At 40.8% G+C, this 19,082-nt stretch carries 12 protein-coding genes and 1 other annotated feature; of the genes, 2 read left to right on the top strand and 10 right to left on the bottom strand.

The window, feature by feature from the left end:
* Positions 1-24 precede the first annotated feature (24 nt).
* From WJP93_RS00990 to WJP93_RS00955, 8 genes are all read right to left on the bottom strand, one after another.
* Positions 25-1,542: a CoA-transferase gene (locus WJP93_RS00990; protein ID WP_337546352.1), complete on the bottom strand. Its 1,518-nt coding sequence runs from the start codon at positions 1,540-1,542 to the stop codon at positions 25-27.
* A 3-nt stretch (positions 1,543-1,545) separates the two neighbouring features.
* Positions 1,546-1,959, bottom strand: coding sequence for a YhcH/YjgK/YiaL family protein (locus tag WJP93_RS00985; protein ID WP_337546350.1), 414 nt, complete (start codon positions 1,957-1,959; stop codon positions 1,546-1,548).
* Between the two features lie 136 nt (positions 1,960-2,095).
* On the bottom strand, positions 2,096-3,376 hold the full coding sequence (locus WJP93_RS00980) for an MATE family efflux transporter (RefSeq protein ID WP_337546516.1): 1,281 nt from the start codon (positions 3,374-3,376) through the stop codon (positions 2,096-2,098).
* Positions 3,377-3,440: 64 nt separating this feature from the next.
* Positions 3,441-3,890 (bottom strand): MarR family transcriptional regulator, encoded by a 450-nt coding sequence (locus WJP93_RS00975; protein WP_118613830.1) that lies wholly within the window; start codon positions 3,888-3,890, stop codon positions 3,441-3,443.
* 174 nt (positions 3,891-4,064) lie between these two features.
* A complete protein-coding gene (locus tag WJP93_RS00970; RefSeq protein ID WP_337546348.1) occupies positions 4,065-4,802 on the bottom strand; it encodes a histidine phosphatase family protein in 738 nt (245 codons plus the stop codon).
* A 105-nt stretch (positions 4,803-4,907) separates the two neighbouring features.
* The gene (locus WJP93_RS00965; RefSeq protein WP_337546346.1) at positions 4,908-7,280 is read right to left on the bottom strand and encodes a valine--tRNA ligase; all 2,373 of its coding nucleotides are present in this window, start codon (positions 7,278-7,280) and stop codon (positions 4,908-4,910) included.
* Positions 7,281-7,342: 62 nt separating this feature from the next.
* Positions 7,343-7,612: a binding site (T-box leader), on the bottom strand.
* Positions 7,613-7,672: 60 nt separating this feature from the next.
* The gene (locus tag WJP93_RS00960) at positions 7,673-9,286 is read right to left on the bottom strand and encodes an MBL fold metallo-hydrolase (protein WP_337546345.1); all 1,614 of its coding nucleotides are present in this window, start codon (positions 9,284-9,286) and stop codon (positions 7,673-7,675) included.
* 88 nt (positions 9,287-9,374) lie between these two features.
* Positions 9,375-10,313 carry an AraC family transcriptional regulator gene (locus tag WJP93_RS00955; RefSeq protein ID WP_337546343.1) on the bottom strand — a complete coding sequence of 313 codons (939 nt, stop codon included), beginning with the start codon at positions 10,311-10,313 and terminating at the stop codon, positions 9,375-9,377.
* Between the two features lie 163 nt (positions 10,314-10,476).
* On the opposite strand from WJP93_RS00955, the gene WJP93_RS00950 reads away from it, so the two are divergent.
* Positions 10,477-12,513: a TIM-barrel domain-containing protein gene (locus WJP93_RS00950; protein ID WP_337546340.1), complete on the top strand. Its 2,037-nt coding sequence runs from the start codon at positions 10,477-10,479 to the stop codon at positions 12,511-12,513.
* Between the two features lie 113 nt (positions 12,514-12,626).
* The gene (gene carB / locus WJP93_RS00945; protein ID WP_337546338.1) at positions 12,627-15,854 is read left to right on the top strand and encodes a carbamoyl-phosphate synthase large subunit; all 3,228 of its coding nucleotides are present in this window, start codon (positions 12,627-12,629) and stop codon (positions 15,852-15,854) included.
* 56 nt (positions 15,855-15,910) lie between these two features.
* On the opposite strand, the gene WJP93_RS00940 is transcribed toward carB, so the two are convergent.
* Positions 15,911-17,032 (bottom strand): DUF362 domain-containing protein, encoded by a 1,122-nt coding sequence (locus tag WJP93_RS00940; RefSeq protein WP_337546337.1) that lies wholly within the window; start codon positions 17,030-17,032, stop codon positions 15,911-15,913.
* 17 nt (positions 17,033-17,049) lie between these two features.
* On the bottom strand, positions 17,050-18,993 hold the full coding sequence (locus WJP93_RS00935; RefSeq protein ID WP_337546335.1) for a DUF4965 domain-containing protein: 1,944 nt from the start codon (positions 18,991-18,993) through the stop codon (positions 17,050-17,052).
* Between the last annotated feature and the right edge of the window lie 89 nt (positions 18,994-19,082).

Raw genomic sequence — 19,082 nt, 5'->3', positions numbered from 1 at the left:
ACTGTTCTTGTAAAATATATGTTTTTACTGTTTGTATTCTACCTCAAACGGAAGCTGGTCAAGAATATCACGCTTCGCGTCAATACCAGGATACACCTCAATAAGTTTAAGTCCCTTAGGTGTCAGTCTAAATACACAGCGCTCTGTCACATACAAAACCTTCTGCCCATTTTCGATTGCACGCTTTGACGAAAAGCTTATGCTACTAACATGCTCTACAAATTTAGGTACTGATCCTTCTTTTTCAATAGTAATCTCACCACTTTTTTGTGATACAGTTAAGCCTTTTGCATTAAAGCTCATGCAGAATACAACAGTTGGTGTCTTTGCAGTTATATTGGCAAATCCACCAATACCAGCAAATGCACCTGGACCTCTGTGTGCATTAATATTTCCATATTGATCAACCTCAAGTGCACCCATAAAGCATATATCCAAACCGCCATTGTCATAAAGATCAAACTGGTTTGCCATGTCGTAGACGGACGCAGCTCCGATCATCGCGCCAAACGCCTCACCAGAAACTGGAAAACCGCCAATACCACCTGATTCAACAGTCAGTGTTACCATATCGAGCATGCCGCTCTTTCTTGCATAGCGTGAAACCATCTCCGGAATGCCAATTCCAATATTAACAATATCATCAACCCGAAGCTCTTTAGCAGCTCGTCTTCCAATGATTTTTCCGATTGTATTATCCTTGAGCATCTTTTCTGATGCCTGATCAATCTTCTCACTCCAGATATGCCATTCCTCATATGGAATTTCAAAGCTTCCAGTCAGCGCTGTATACGCTTCATTTCGCTCTTGTGGCTCTGCAACTACAATCGCATCTACCAGACAGCCCGGAATAATAGCATTTCGTGGTCGTGACGGCGTGTCTACCAGCCTATCTACCTGGACAATTACTTTTCCTCTGTTTGCCTTTACAGCCTGACAAATGGAAAGTGCATCGCCAGACATAAACATATCGTCAAAAGTAATATTTCCCTTATGGTCTGCCGCAGTTCCCTTTATCAGCGCAATTGTTATTTTCGGAAGCTTATAATAAAGAAACTCCTCACCATCCACTTCTACATGCTTTACAAGCGAATCGTCAATCGAAACTCGGTTGATTCCTGGTCCCTCCAGTCTCGGATCGACAAATATATCAAGACCAACCTTTGAAAGTGCACCTGAAAGTCCCCCTGCCTGTGCGCGAATCGCATGAGAAATACAGCCAAGCGGCAAATTGTATGCCTCAAAGCGATCCTCCAACACAAGCTTTTTTGTGCTCATCATAGCACCAAAATGACCACAAATCAACCTGTCTACTGCCCCGTCACGAATGTATCCTTCAGCATTGTGTTCAGTATCCCACACGCCAAATCCTGCACTAGAAACAATTGTCAGATGGGTAGGTGACTGCATTTTCTGATAGCGGCGATAAAGTGCCTCATGCAGCTCCACTGGATTTTCAATTCCCACAAATGAATTAACACATATACAGTCTCCATCCCGAATCAAACGGATTGCTTCATCTGATGTCATAATCTCATACATAGATTAAACCTGCCATTTAACTTTTGCTACGCACTTCTTTACGTGACAAGCTTCTTTTCCAGCACGCATCTGCGGCTTATGAGCAATGCTCGGAGGAAGTACTGCGTAAGAACCTGTTGTCAGAATGGACTGACACATTTCCTCTGGCTCCTTCCAGAATGCAACATCACGCTTTTCATCATATTCCTCATCTGTCTCTAAACCAGTTCTGCTTACTGTGTCGATCTCCTCCTCACCAGAAATGATCCACTGAATATCTGCATAACAATTATGAGTCTCCAGACGGCAATTCTCTGCCGGCTTTGTCTCATACTCCTGAATCATAAAATAAAAATCATCATTTACCTGGTAGGTACCAACTTCAAGTGCTGCTAAATCCTGCTTTTTTAAGTAGCAAACTGCTTCTTCGATTGTCATTTCATATTCCTTCCCAAAAAGCGCCCGCATTGGCACTTTCCTGCGTATACTTTATGTAACTTTTTTGTATCTTTCATGCTTTTCTAGCTTACTTAAAAAATATTTTTTTGTCAAGCATACTGCACTATGTTCTTTTTTAAATACACTTTCTGGCTTTATTCATCCACACAAAGAATCCTATATTTAAGACAATTCCAAAAATTGTTGCCACCGGTGCTGCAAATCCTATATTTGTAAGACTTGCATTTGGCTGAATACTCATGTAATATGCTAATGGAAGACGAATAAGCAATGTCTGGATCAGTCCCTGTGCCATTACCCACATAGTCTGATCGTGTCCGTTAAAATAACCAATCATACTAAATAATATAGCGGTAACAATTGTCTCCAGTGCAAAACCTTTAAGATAATCATATCCTTTTTGTATAACATCGGCGTCTGTTGTAAATATTCCTGTCAAAAAATCCCCCTTAAGAAGAACAATGGCAAACACAACCATTCCAATCAAAACACCTACACCAATTCCAGTAAACATCGCGTTTTTAGCTCTTTTTTCGTTTCCTGCTCCAACGTTTTGTGATACAAATGATGCCATTGACTGCATTAAGGAACTTGGAATCAACATCGCAAAATTTACAATTTTACACGCAACACCATATCCAGATGAAGCCTCTAATCCCAGACGATTGACAAATGCACAAAGTGCAAGGAATGAAATCTGAGTCAAGCATTCCTGAAGTGCTAATGGAAGACCAATTTTCAGTGCACGCTTGCAGTGGCTATTAACCTTAAAATCAGCTTTTGTGATTTTAAATGGAAGCTTCTTTTTCATCAGCATCCATAATGCAAACACAACACTTACAGCCTGTGCTACTACAGTCGCAATCGCTGCACCTGCTGCATCCATACGAAACCCTGCTACTAATATTAAATCTCCTGCAATATTGATAACACATGCAACTGCAACAAATATCAATGGTGACTTACTGTCTCCAAGTCCTCTAAAAATAGCAGAAAGAACATTATAAGCAACAATAAAGAAAATACCGCTTCCGCATATCTTTACATAAACAGATGTCAGACTTACTGCTTCCTCTGGTGCCTGCATCAATACAGCAATCGGACGCGAAAACACGATCATTATAACAAACAGCACTGCTGACATTACCGCAAATACAACTACAGAACCGCCAATCAGTGCACCAATTGACTGTGTCCTCTTCTCGCCAATATATCTTGCAATCAAAACAGTAATACCCATTGCGAACTGTGTTATCACAAATGTTACAAGATTTAATACCTGACTGCCTGTAGATACTGCTGAAAGACCAGATGTCGTTCCAAATCTTCCCACCACAAGAAGATCAACTGCACCATATGCTGCCTGCAGCACAAGTGCACCAAGAATCGGAATCATAAATGGAATTAATTTTCCAAGTATGCTGCCTTGCGTGAAATCTGCCTTATCATTTACTTTTTCTCTACTCAATGTCAACTCTCCTTTCGCTCATGACCTGATAAAATTTCTTTATTGTCTGAATCATACAATCTGCTTCCTCATCAGAAATCATGTCCAGATACGGAGCCAGTCTGCTGTAATAGTTTCTGTCGTACTTATCAGACAATTCTTCTCCACTTTTTGTAATCGCAATATACGTAACTCTCCCGTCTTCGTCTGAAGAAATCTTCTTGAGATATCCCTTCTCTTCCATAGCTTTGACTGTTCTCGTGACACCTGGTCTTGGAAGATTTAAAGCATCACTAATATCAGATACCTTCACATACTCTTTTGTTTTCTGCAGCGTATGAATAACATCAAGATATTGGATATATGCCGGACTAACACCATCTGGAAGCTTTGGAAGCAGTTCTCTGATTCTTTTTGCCATATAGCAGGCATCAAGCATCCGTTTTATTTTCTCAGAATCCATGTTTTCTCCTTTCTTGTTTTGGTGGTCAATTATAGTAATCTTCTATATAATTATCACTGATAATTATTTAGTTACCATTGATAATTATATGATGTTGTTTTTTTAATGTCAAGCTGCTTTTTATAATAAAAAACCGGGGGCAAATTGCTGCCCCCGGTCAAAAAAAGTACACGATCAATCATGTCTTTCTTCCATATTATCATATGTTTCACAAAATCGTGCTGCAAAGGATGCCGGCTCATCTGCTGCATATAAATGAGACAGATCTCCAAAGGACTGCATACGAAAGCTTGCAATACCTTCTCTTCTCTCCTCTGTGTACAATGTTGTCACAGAAGACGGTGCCGCTGCTGTCCCATGCCAAAGAACAACTGGTGATATTCCAAGCAGATGACCAAGCATCACGCACTCTACACCAAAATGGCAAAACAGCACAATCGTATCTCTGTTTGCATGCTCTGCACGATAATAGCCATTCTCTCTTGTATATCCATGCTTTTTTAACAGTGAATCCAGACCATCATACACCCATGCTGATTCAGTATCTGCCTTTGCCTTTTTCATAAATGGTGTGTTCATCCACTGATCCTTATCATAATATGCTGGCTCACTTGTCCAACGAGCAGGAAGCAAATCCCAACAAACCTTATAAGTACCAGTATCCTCATCAATCGCCGGTGCCTCGAACTCACGAAGCCACTTAAACTCAGTCGCTGTCATACCAAGCTTCTTTAAGGTCAAGGATGCTGTATCCTTTGCACGGCCAAGCGGTGATGTATAAATATAGGTATGTTCCTTCTGCAGTTGTTTTTCCATGCGAACAGAAAGAAATTCTGCTTCTCTCCATCCTTTTTCTGTCAAAGAGTCAATCTCATAATTTGGATCGCCATGGCGAACAATAATAAGTCTCATTTTTCTTTCCTTTCTATATTTAATAGTTTCAATTTTCACTTAATTTCCACTTATTTTCACCATGATTTTAGCATAACAGCAAAAATGTGACAAGTGCAAATATTGTTAACTTCGAATCATAATCTTCTCCGCTGCCGTGCAAGCATAAAGATCACCAAGTGTCTTCTGATAAAATTCCCGGTACGCTTTTGGGCATGTAATCGTCAGCTTTTCAATAGGATCTTTCATCGACATCTGTTTTTGCGTCTTATCTTTTCTTACCTGTGTCAGTGTTGCCTTTACATGTTCGCCAAATTCAAGATACTCTGTCTGTGTCGTTTTCGTTTGCCAAATAGTCTGATGCAGCGAAATCTCTTTTTCGTATTGACGATAATATTCCTGAAAGATATAGTCTGTCATATACGGTGTATAAATCGCATACAGCTTAAGGATTCCAAGAAGACTGTAATACAGCGCAGTCTGACCAGATCTGCAATTTTCTTCTCCATGCTTTTGTGGCTGATAAAGGCGTTCTTTTGCAATTTCAATATAAAAATCGCAGAAATCGCTCCAAAAAAGCTCATCAATTTCATGGCGTGCCTGTCCGATCTCAAATTCATTTAGAAGCTGTGCTGCGCGAATCGTTGTCTCATTTACGCGTTCCATGATCCAGCGATCTATCGGAAGCATTTTTTCTTCCTTCATCGCATTCTCTGGTGTAAACTCATTCAACTGAAAAATTACAAATTTAGATGCATTGTACAGCTTATTTAAAAAACGTTTTGAAATTTTTAGTTCTTCCTCGCTGAAAAATGTATCTGTTCCTAGCTTGCTGTTTGCCGCCCAGTAGCGCATCGCATCCGCAGAATGTTTTTCTATCAGCATCATCGGTGAATTGGACGCATTATTTTTTGACTTGCTAATTTTTTCTCCCGGCTTTGCCAAGACAAAACCACTAATCATTATATCTTTCCACGGAACCTGTCCTGTATGATACAGACTCTTTACAATAGTATAGAATGCCCATGTACGAATGATCTCATGTGCCTGACTTCGCATTCCCATTGGAAAAATCTCATCTGAAATGTCGTCAGTCTCTTTATAGTGTGCATTGATTAATGGTGTTACTGACGATGTTGCCCATGTATCAAACACAGCCGTCTCTGGAATAAACTCATTACAGCCGCACGTACATGCTTTTAATGGACTCTGCTCAAGCGGATTTACTGGCAGTTGGCTCTCCTCTGCAAAAATCGGTTTGCCACACTTTTTGCAGTACCATACTGGAAATGGAACACCAAAATAACGCTGTCTTGAAATACACCAATCCCACTTTAAGTTTTCAACCCAAATTTTATAGCGGTTCTTCATATGCTCTGGATGCCATCGAATCTCATCTGCTGCCTTTAAAAAACGGTCCTTCTCTGAGAGAACATCAATATACCACTGTTTTGACATAATGAACTCAACCTCATGCTGACAGCGCTCATGAACAGCAACCATATGATGAATCGTCTCTTGTTTTACCAAAAGATTTTGCTTCTTTAGTAATTCAATGATATACGCTCTGGCCTTTTTTACAGTCATTTTCCCTATAAAATCAATTTTCTCGCTGATTGTTCCATCTGCAAGAATCACTTCCTTAGATGTTAACTTATGCTTCTGATACCACTCAACGTCGGCTGAATCACCAAATGATGCACACATAACTACGCCAGTTCCCTTGTCCATCGCTACAGTATCATCTGCAAGAATTGGAATTTCAAAATCATATAACGGAACTATTGCTTTCTGACCGATAAACTTCTTATATCGCGTATCATCTGGATGAACAAAAATGCAGGCGCATCCAGCAAGCAGTTCTGGTCTTGTTGTCGCAATCAAGAGATTGCCAATAGGTGTAGTAAAATTCAGATAGTTAAATACCGTCTCACACTCTTTTGTCTCAAGCTCGGCCTGTGCAATTGAAGTTTGGCATTCAGTACACCACAGTACTGGAGATGTCTTCATGTAGGCTTTTCTCTTCTTTGCCAGCTCAATAAAAGAGCGCTGTGAAATTCTTTGTGCCCGATCTGATACTGTCTGATACTGCAAATTCCAGTCTACACTAAAACCCAGACGACTCCACAGTTCTTTAAACTCGCCCTCGTAAGTTCCTATCGTTTTCATACACTTTGCCCGAAATTCACTTCGAGGCATCTGATTTGCCCGAATTTTTTCATCGCGCTCAACTAAGCGCTCTGTCGGCAGTCCATTATCATCAAAACCAAATGGATAAAATACATCGTATCCCTGCATCCTCTTAAAACGCGCAATCATCTCTGCCTGTGTATAGGAAAATACATGACCAATATGAAGCTTTCCGCTTACAGTCGGCGGCGGCGTATCAATTGAAAAGATTTTTCTCTCTTTTCCATTCTGATAGCGATAGATATCATTATCCTGCCACATTTTCTCCAATGCTTTCTCTGCCTTTTGAAAATCATACTTTTTTTCCATTACAGATTCCTCCTGAATATAAAGATTATCCAACACAGACAAAAAAACGCCCTGAGCCAAACGCCCAGGGCGAACATACATGTCCGTGATACCACCTAGATTCAGAAATACTTCTGCACTCAATACAATACGGGAATTTATTTTTAATTCCGATATTGCTTCCCTTATAACGGTGGGAATCTCCGTTGGAGTCTACTAAAGCTGTAAAAATATACCTGTTCGATCCAAAGCTCAAAGGCTACTTCCATGCGTCCTTCACGAAATTTTTCACCAACCAATTTCTCTCTGTCCATCCGGAAACTGCATGTACTCCTCCTCGTCAATGCTTTTTGTCTGTAATTGTTACGCACAGTATATCACAAAAATATGCAATGTCAAGCTTTTTATTATTTTTATTTATCCCAACGTCTGCACAACTTTTCAATATCTTCTGTGAAACGGCGAATATCTTTATTGGCACCTTCTCTGTATTTTTTTACAATAGCTAGAAGCTGCTGTGCTGCATCAAACAGTTTTCGATATACATCACTCATCCGGCCTTCTCTTGGCTGATAATCCTTCTTAACATACTCTCTTGTTCCTTCACGAATTTTTTGATCTGACAGCAAATCCCACGATTCTCCTGTGTATGGTGCCGTTGCATTAATCCCATAGGTAGTTGTCAAAAGAGATGCAAATGAATCTGTGACAGTATCCTCTCCATGAACAACAAATACATGTGTTGGCTTAGGTGCAATATGGCTTACCCAGCGCACAAGTCCTTCTCTGTCTGCGTGACCGCTTATTCCCGTCATGCGTGCAATTCGTGCCTTTACACAAATTTCTTCTCCAAAAAGTCTTATATTTTTTGCACCGCCTAACAGCACGCAGCCAAGGCTTCCCTCTGCCTGATAACCAGCAAATAAAATGGTGCATTCTGGTCGCCAAAGATTATGTTTTAAATGATGACGGATTCGTCCGGCATCGCACATGCCAGATGCTGAGAGAATGACCTTGGGTTTTGGATCTTCATTGATAGCACGTGATTCCTCTACGCTCACGGACAATCGAAGTCCCGGAAAACGAATCGGATTAATTCCCTGACGCACAAGTGCCATGGCTTCCTCATCAAAGCATTCCTGTGTATTTGTCATAAAAATATTTGTAGCCTCCACAGCAAGCGGACTATCCACAAAGACTTCTGTATGTTCAAATTCTGGCAGTTCATGATCTACCTTAAGCTGTCTTAAAAAATATAATATTTCCTGTGTACGTCCAACTGCAAAACAAGGGATCACTAAATTTCCGCCGGCAGCAAGTGTCTCCTTTAAAATTTGCTTTAACTCACTTTTACAGTCTAAAAGAGAAATGCCCTGATCATGACTTCTATTTCCATACGTTGATTCCATAACAACATAATCGGCATCGTCCACATATAATGGATCTTTAATCAATGGCTGATTCATATTTCCAATATCACCGGAGAACACAATTTTCTTTGTATGTCCTGCTTCTGTCAACCATACCTCAATAGACGCTGAGCCAAGCAAATGGCCAACATCTCTCATCCTGATTTGAATGCCTGGTGCAATATCAATCTTTTTTTCATATTCACATGGAACAAAATATGTCAGCACATTTTCTGCATCCTCAATAGTATAGACAGGAACCACCGGCTCTGCATCACTTCTCTTATTTTTTCTGTTTTTCCACTCTGCTTCAGACTCCTGAATATGAGCGCTATCCTTCAACATGATTCGACATAGCTGCGTCGTTGCCTTTGTTGCAAAAATACTTCCACGAAAACCATTTTTATAAAGATACGGCAGCATTCCAGAGTGATCAATATGCGCATGCGTCAGAAAAACATAATCAATCTGGGAAATTGGAAACGGCAGTTCTTCATTCACATAAATATCACGTCCCTGCTCCATGCCACAATCAACAATAATATTCTTATTACATGCCTCCAGACAATGACAGCTTCCTGTCACTTCATGAGCAGCTCCATTAAATGTTAATTTCATAGCAAAACCCTCCTTTTTCAGTTTTTCTTATACTTCTATATATATTATACTATTTCTATCTCTATAAATCCAGACTATTTTCTTACAATTATATTTCATGATTTTGCATAAGAGCCATTTCCTTACGATACGAAGATGGAGTCATTCCCGTTATTTTTAGAAATGTGCGGTTAAAATAACTTATGCTATTAAAGCCACATAATGACGCTACCTCACTGATTTTTTTAGAAGATCTGGCAAGCATCTGGCTGCTGTTTAACACACGGCATCTGTTTAGATAACAAAATGGTGTCATTCCTGTCCATGCCTGAAACAATCTGCAAAATTGACCTCTGCTTAGATGAACCAGACTGGCAAGTTCTTCAAGCGTTAAATCTTCCATGTAATGTGTCTCAATATATGACACTGATTTTTGCAGATATTCAAGCTGCGGTCTTCTTTTTTTTGCATCTGGATAAAATGACTTTAAATGATGATCATACAATTTTTGCCAGATCATTAAAAACGTTCCCTGAATCAAAAGTTCCTTTGCTGCAATTTTCTCCTCATCCATAGAAAATATAAATTTCAGCTGCGTTAATATTTCCTTATGCCAATTTTTTTCTGACGTAAATGTTACGGCATACTTCCATGATCCACTGCAAACAGGATACATATATTTTTGAAAGCATTCTGAGTTATGCGGTGAAATAAGCCACAGCGGATCAGCTACTGCGGCATGAAATAAAACAGTCCCTTTAGTTCTTGCCCAATGCATAAGCTTTGGAGGCACGAAAATACCATCTCCTTTCTTTAAAAGAAATGCATGATTTTCAATAAAAAACTCTACTTCTCCTTCCTCCACATAGAAAAACTCCAGTTCTGGATGCCAGTGAAGATAAAGTGCTGGGAAGTTTTTTTCTGGCAGCGCTGCTACACCATCTGTTTCTGTAGGAATTTCTATTTTTGTTGTATGAACAGACACTGGAACAAAATGAGATTTGTGAGGTACTGTTTCTCTATATTGATCTTTTTTCTGTGTACTCATTTTCACGCTCCTTTCTTTTCTATATCGTAACACATTTTAAAAAAATGCGCAATATAGTGCTACTTTTTGATACCATTTTTCAAGTATTTCTTTTTTATTTTTTGTATGATAAAGCTATTAAATGATGTCAATACAAGATGATAATTGACAGAAAGGTGGATTTATGAATACTATGCATCAAGAGGGCAATGCCCTTATTTACGAAAATGATGGAGAACTTTTACGTATTGAACCTTGGGGCAAGAATAGTCTGCGTGTTCGCTCTGTTATGCAGGGTCCAATCTGTGATACTGACTATGCACTTATTGAGCTGAATGAAGCTGATAAAGCAATTGTACCATCGATTTCAGTATCCGAATATGAAGCAAGTATTACAAACGGAAAAATAACAGCACGCATTGAAGTAAGCGACTGGAATCACAAATGTGTCATTTCCTACTACAACCAGAACAAAAAGCTGCTGCTTAAAGAAACAGGCGACGGCGGTGCTCTCAATAAAGACAGCAGACGCTTCCACGGAATTATTGGCGGTGCTTACAACCTGCATGTTTCCTTCGCATCTGCTCAAAATGAAAAGCTGTTTGGAATGGGTCAGTATCAGCAGGATGATCTTGACTTAAAATATACCACACTTGAACTTGCACATAGAAATTCTCAGGCAAGTGTTCCTTTCGTTCTTTCCAGTCTTGGCTATGGCTTCTTATGGCATAACCCAGCTATTGGTCAGGTTACATTTGGAAAAAATGTGACAGACTGGTATGCAGCAAGCACCAAGCAGATGGATTATTGGATTACAGCCGGAGATACCCCTGATGAAATTGAGCAGGCATATGGAAGAGCTGTTGGAACTACACCAATGATGCCAGAATATGGACTTGGCTTTTGGCAGTGCAAGCTTCGTTATTGGAATCAGGAGCAGCTTCTTTCTGTTGCCAGAAAGTACCATGAGAAAAAAATCCCAGTCGATGTGATTGTATGTGATTTCTTCCACTGGCCAAAAATGGGTGATTTCCGATTTGAAGAAGAATTCTTCCCAGATCCTGATGCCATGGTTAAGGAATTAAAAGAGATGGGCATGGAGCTTATGGTTTCTGTATGGCCGCAGATTGACACGCAAAGTGAAAATTTTGCAGAAATGAAGCAAAAAGGACTCCTCGTTAAAACAGAGCACGGTGTTGAGATTTGTATGCGTTTTGGCGGTGAAAGTGTTTTCTTTGATCCTACTAATCCTGCTGCACGCCGCTATGTATGGGATAAATGCCGTCAAAACTATTATGATAAAGGTATCCGCGTATTCTGGCTGGATGAAGCAGAGCCTGAGTATCTTGGCTATGATTATGATAACTATCGCTACTATCTTGGACCAGATATCCAGATTGGAAATGTTTATCCTCAGTATTTTTCCCGTACCTTCTATGAAGGTCTGAAGGAGCAAGGTGAAAAAACAGTTGTAAATCTTGTCCGCTGTGCGTGGGCTGGCAGCCAGCGCTATGGTGCACTCGTTTGGTCTGGTGATATCCACAGTGACTGGCCAACATTCCGTCGTCAGGTCAGTGCAGGATTAAATATGGGAATTGCTGGTATTCCGTGGTGGACAACTGATATCGGCGGCTTTTCAGGTGCACGTCCAGAAGATCCACGTTTCCAACAGCTTTTTGTTCGTTGGTTTGAGTGGGGAACATTTTGCCCTGTTATGCGTCTGCACGGTGATCGTGACTGCGATGACAGACGTGTATTTCACGCAGATGGCCGTCCGGCACTCTTTACTGGCGGTGACAATGAAATTTGGAGCTACGGTGCAGAAAATGAAATAATTTTAACACGCTATATCTTCTTAAGAGAGCTGATGCGTCCATATACAAGAAAACTGATGGAGGAAGCTCATCTGTACGGCAAGCCTATTATGCGTCCAATGTTTTACGATTTCCCAGAGCAGGATGTTTGCTGGGAATTAAAGGAACAATATATGTTTGGACCTTCTATCCTCGTTGCACCGATTCTTTACGAGGATCAGAATGAGCGCGATGTTTATCTTCCATCTGGCAATAAATGGACATTGCTCATGAATGGTGAAGTTTACGAGGGCGGTCAGACACTTCATGTAACTGCTCCAATCGATGAAATACCTGTATTTATTCGAGAGGGCGGTCCAGATCTTGTTGATGGTTGGAAAAAAATTAGAGAAAATCACGAAATTTAACTTTTTTTTGAATTTCCCTCTATCATATTTTTGAATTTTCCTTTATAATAAGAAAGGTTAAGGAAGTCTCTTATCCCGCTTTGATCTACAAAAAACGACTAAAGGAGAATATCATGTCAAAGAGAACAGACATCAACAAAGTTTTGATTATCGGATCTGGCCCCATTATTATTGGTCAGGCCTGCGAATTTGACTATTCCGGAACACAGGCTTGTAAGGCTCTTCGCAAGTTAGGTTATGAAATTGTCCTGGTTAACTCCAACCCGGCAACCATCATGACAGACCCGGAAATTGCCGATGTTACCTACATTGAACCGCTCAATGTACATCGTCTTGAACAGATTATCGCAAAAGAGCGTCCGGACGCAGTTCTTCCAAATCTTGGCGGTCAGTCTGGTTTGAATCTTTGTTCAGAACTTGCAAAAGAGGGCATTCTGGACAAATATCACGTTCAGGTAATCGGTGTTCAGATTGATGCTATTGAACGTGGTGAGGATCGTATTGAATTTAAAAAATCAATGAATAAGATCGGCATTGAAATGGCACGCAGTGAAGTTTCCTATTCAGTTGATGAGGCACTCGCAATTGCTGATAAGCTTGGCTATCCAGTTGTTCTTCGTCCTGCCTACACAATGGGAGGTGCCGGCGGTGGTCTCGTATACAACAAGGAAGAGTTAAAGACCGTTTGTGCAAGAGGTCTTCAGGCCAGTCTTGTAGGCCAGGTTCTTGTTGAGGAGTCCATTCTTGGTTGGGAAGAGCTTGAGTTAGAGGTTGTTCGTGATGAAGAAGGAAACATGATCACTGTATGTTTCATTGAAAATATTGACCCTCTTGGTGTTCATACAGGTGATTCCTTCTGTGCTGCTCCAATGCTTACCATTTCCAAGGAGCTTCAGGCGCGTCTTCAGGAGCAGGCTTACCGCATCGTTGACTCCGTACGTGTAATTGGTGGTACAAACGTGCAGTTCGCTCATGACCCTGTTAGTGATCGTATCGTTGTCATTGAGATCAATCCAAGAACTTCTCGTTCTTCCGCTCTTGCATCTAAGGCAACTGGTTTCCCGATTGCTCTTGTTTCTGCTATGCTGGCAGCCGGACTGACCTTAAAGGATATTGAATGTGGAAAGTATGGCACTCTTGATAAATATGTTCCAGACGGTGACTACGTTGTTATCAAGTTTGCTCGCTGGGCATTTGAGAAGTTTAAGGGTGTTCAGGATAAGCTTGGCACACAGATGCGCGCTGTTGGTGAAGTTATGAGTGTCGGAAAGACTTACAAAGAAGCTTTCCAGAAGGCAATCCGAAGCCTTGAGATTGGCCGCTATGGTCTTGGCTTTGCAAAGGACTTCAATGCAAAGACAAAGGAAGATTTGTTAAAGCTCTTAATTACACCATCAAGTGAACGTCATTTCATCATGTATGAAGCACTTAGAAAGGGTGCCACTGTTGATGAAATCTTTGAGATTACAAAGGTAAAGAAGTATTTCATCGAGCAGATGAAGGAGCTTGTTGATGAAGAAGAAGCACTGCTTGCCTGCAAGGGTGCGCTTCCATCTGATGCACAGCTTATCTCTGCAAAGAAGAATGGTTTCTCAGATAAATATTTAAGCCAGCTTCTTGCTGTATCTGAAGATGATGTTCGCAACCGCCGCATCGAGCTTGGTGTTGAAGAAGCTTGGGAAGGTATTCATGTAAGCGGTACAAAGGACAGCGCATACTACTACTCTACCTATAATGCACCAGATAAGAACCCAGTAAATAGCGATAAGCCAAAGATTATGATTCTTGGCGGTGGTCCAAACCGTATTGGTCAGGGTATTGAGTTCGATTATTGCTGCGTTCATGCATCTCTTGCTTTAAAGAAGCTTGGATTTGAAACCATTATTGTAAACTGTAATCCAGAAACCGTTTCTACAGACTACGATACATCTGATAAGCTGTACTTTGAGCCATTAACACTTGAAGATGTATTAAGCATCTACAAGAAAGAAAAGCCGGTTGGCGTTATCGCTCAGTTCGGTGGACAGACTCCATTAAACTTAGCTGCACAGCTTGAGAAAAATGGTGTAAAGATTCTGGGAACCTCTCCTGCAGTTATTGATCTTGCTGAGGACCGCGACCTGTTCCGTGCTATGATGGACAAGTTAGAGATTCCAATGCCAGAGTCTGGTATGGCTACTACTGTAGATGAAGCTCTTGCAATCGCAAAAAGAATTGGTTATCCTGTTATGGTTCGTCCTTCCTACGTTCTTGGTGGACGTGGTATGGAGGTTGTTTACGATGACGAGAACCTGACAAGCTATATGAAGGCAGCTGTTGGCGTAACACCAGACCGCCCGATTCTGATTGACCGCTTCTTAAATCATGCACTTGAGTGTGAGGCTGATGCAATCAGTGATGGTACACACGCATTCGTTCCAGCTGTAATGGAGCATATTGAGCTTGCTGGTATTCACTCCGGTGACTCAGCATGTATCATTCCTTCTGTTCACATTACACCTGAAAATGTTGAAACCATTAAGGAATACACCAGAAAGATCGCTGAGGAAATGCATGTAAAGGGTCTTATGAACATGCAGTATGCAATCGAAAACGGTAAGGTTTATGTGCTTGAAACAAATCCACGTGCATCTCGTACCGTTCCGCTTGTTTCTAAGGTATGTAACATCCGCATGGTTCCGATTGCAACTGATATCATTACCTCTGAGCTGACAGGACGTCCGTCACCAGTTCCAATGTTAAAGGAGCAGAGCATTCCTTACTATGGTGTTAAGGAAGCTGTATTCCCATTCAACATGTTCCCAGAGGTTGACCCTCTGCTCGGGCCGGAGATGCGTTCTACTGGTGAGGTACTTGGTCTTTCTACCTACTATGGAGAAGCATTCTACAAGGCACAGGAAGCTACTCAGACATCTCTCCCACTTTCTGGAACTGTTCTGATTTCTGTAAACCGCAAGGACAAGGATGAAGTTGTTGAGATTGGAAAGCTCTTCCATGAGTGTGGATTTAAGATTCTGGCGACAGAAAGCACCTGCAGACTGATTAATGAAGCCGGCATTCCAGCTGAGCGTGTTAATAAGCTTCAGGAAGGCCGTCCAAATATCTTAGACCTTATCACTAATGGAAAGATTGATCTGATCGTTAACTCACCAGTTGGTAAGGACAGCGCTCACGATGACAGTTACCTGCGTAAGGCAGCTATCAAGGGCAAGATTCCTTACATGACTACAATCGCTGCAGCAAGAGCTACCGCAAAGGGTATCCACTATGTTCAGCAGCATTCTGATTCTGATGTAAAATCTCTTCAGGAGATTCACAGCATGATCTGCGATAAGAACTAAATTTTAAAAACTAAATTTAAAAAAAACCGCGGTGAACGAAATCACCGCGGTTTTCTTTAAAATTTAATTAATTCATACTCTCTATTTCCAAGTCCAATCTTTTCTGCATGTTCCAGCGTTTCCTTCCAACGCACATTCGGATTGGAATCCATAAAATGATCATGATGATGATGCCAATCTGTTTTTGCAAGATTATCTGACAGCTGAGAGTTTGGCATTGGATCTGCCTTAAGACATGCATCTGCACATGCCTGATCTAACGCTACCGGATCAAATGATGCAAACATACCGATATTTGGCAGAATAGCCGCATCATTTTCTGGATGACAGTCACAGTTTGGAGAAACATCTAAAATCAAGCTTATATGAAAATGAGGACGACCATCTACAACTGCTTTTGTATACTCTGCAATCTTGCATCCCAAAATTTCATTTGCATTATCATTTGGATTATGAATTGCATCAAATGAACAGGCACCGATACAGCGTCCACATCCCTTACAAATATCCTCATGAATCACAGCCTTTCCTGTATCAAAGAAAATCGCATCTGATCCACATTCCTTTGCACAGCGCTTGCAGCATCTGCAAAGATCTGCATTTACAACTGGCTTTCCCTGACTGTGCTGATGCATCTTTCCTGCACGGCTTCCGCATCCCATACCGATATTTTTCAGTGCTCCGCCAAAACCTGTTGATTCATGGCCTTTAAAATGTGTCAAAGAAATAAACACGTCTGCATCCATAACAGCTCTTCCGATGTACGCTTCCTTGCAATATACACCGCCCTCAACAGGAACAATACAATCATCTGTACCGCGAAGACCATCTCCGATAATAACATGACAGCCTGTTGTTATTTCATTAAAGCCATTTTCCTGCGCACAATCTAAGTGCTCCAATGCATTCTTTCTGGAACCAGGATATAAAGTATTGCAGTCTGTCAAAAATGGCTTTCCGCCTGCTTCCTTAACAAGATCTGCTACTGCCTTTGCATAATTAGGACGCAGATATGCAATATTTCCCAGCTCACCAAAATGCATCTTGATCGCTACAAACTTATTTTCAAGATCCATTGTCTGAAGACCTGCCTTACGGCACAATCTTTTTAGCTTTTCCGGGAGTCCAACTCCATTTGATGTTCTAAAATCAGTAAAATAAACTTTTGCCTTTTCCATGTTGTCTCCTATTCTATTTATTTAATTTGCTCTGCCAGCATCGGCATAAAAATGCCGCCCTGAACACTTCGAGCAATAAAATAGCAATACATTCCACTATCAGTCTGATACCAGTCTGAAAATGGCACTCGTGTTGTTGTTTCCTTTAAATATGCTGCCACCGGCTGTATAAGTGCTGCTGTATTGTCCATCGCTGCACACCAAAGAATCCAGTCACTCTTTGTATAAGCTGCTCTGCTGTCAAGCGGTGTTCCATATCGATTTGCTTTCTTTTTATAATAAGCAAGCTCCTTTTCATACACCTCATCAGAAAACAGTCCGCTCTTCCACAGCTTGTCCCAAATCAGGTTATATTTTAAGCTCCATGTATCTTTTTTTCCTTCTCCAAATACAAGCTGATAATGATCGTCTGCTTTTGCGCGCTTTTCCCAATCTGATGCCATATCTACTGCTATCTTGTGGTACTTCTTTGCCTCATCTTTTTCACCTGCCAAAGCTGCTATCTGAGCATATCCTTCGATTCCCATAATCGCCTTCACAGAAAGGTTTGTATTATGTGAAAGATGACCGGCAAAATCATCTGTACACAGCTGCTCACCCGGATCTGCACCATAACGTATCAGGTATTCACGCCATTTTTTTAATGTTTCCATATATGGCAGTGCAAAGGAAACATTTTGCTCCATACGGCAAACCATTGCCGTCATAATAAGCATATTTCCACATTCCTCTACAGGCATCTGATCACGCAAACCATATACATTACTTCCTGACGGATACATATAGTAAGGCGGATAGACAAATTGATTTTCTGAGCAAAAACGCCTATTTTCCTCATCTGAGCGGCCATATACCTGCCCCCACGCATATGGATAGCGACCTACATCATGAGGTGCAAAATCATACGTCCACACATCACAGTCTGCAAATCTAAAAATTGGACGCAACATTCCCTTGACGTATTCTGTATTATAGAGCATAAATAACGGCACTGACGGATAGCTTACATCAACAGTTCCAATGCAGCCATTAGAATCATTTTCCTTTGAGAGAAAAATTAAATTCTGATCTTCATCTGTGATCAGCTTGTGCGCTGCAATCGCATGACGATAGCTCATAACACATAAAAATGCATACTCATCGCCGCCAATCTTTTTCGCCTTCGCTTCTATCTCACAATCTATTTCTGATGCCTGCTTGTAAACCTTTTTCTGATCTGCAAAGGCAGCTGAAATTGCTTCAAGAATTGTCTTATATTTTGTTGTCCAGTACGCCTTTCTCCACTCTCCGAAATAATTGATTGATGCAAGATCATCATATGCCAGAATAAGTGTAGTCTGACCATTTAAATCTGCTGCCTGACAGCGAATTACTTCATTTGCCGCATCATATGTAATTGTGCTTTTATCATTTCCTGCAAGATACACATAACCCCAGTCAATTGTTGTATGATCACCGCTGCTTCCAAGCGGCTGCTGACGCATACGTCCCATAGACGCGTATGAAAAGTCCTGCTTAAAAGTTCCAGCAAAGCCTGCCACTTCGTCCTTTTCTTGGCGCACGAGATCAGCTGATACAATAAAATCAAGCTGTACATTATCCGCATTCTTTTTCTCAACCATAAAATCAATATATGTACACGGTCTTGATACAAGCAATGGATCACTCAGAATAAGCGGAGAAGTAAAACGACAGCATAATCGCACCTTATCGTTTTCAAATGTATATATTGTCGCAGTAGCTGTCACGTCCAATGATATCTGAGGTAATATCTGGTGAAATTCCTTATCTCCCATAAAACAATATACAGTTTTATCCACAGTCAGATATCCTCGAATCTGCTGGCGCTTACCAGTCCAGTGAACAGTATCCGTATCATATAAATGGTCACTGGATGACCAGATTGAAAAATATGGATCATGCGTAACAAGCGGTATACTTGCAGCTCTTGTAACCTTCATAATAAACCTCCATTTTTTTTATTTTAATTCCCTTTCTTTTATTTTATCGTAACTATTCAGAACCCCATTCGCAAAATCGCATCTTCGAT

Source organism: Anthropogastromicrobium sp., from assembly GCF_037349415.1.
GTDB lineage: Bacteria > Bacillota > Clostridia > Lachnospirales > Lachnospiraceae > Anthropogastromicrobium > Anthropogastromicrobium aceti.
Note: the sequence above shows the minus strand (reverse complement) of the source record. Positions and strands in the feature narration are given on the sequence as shown.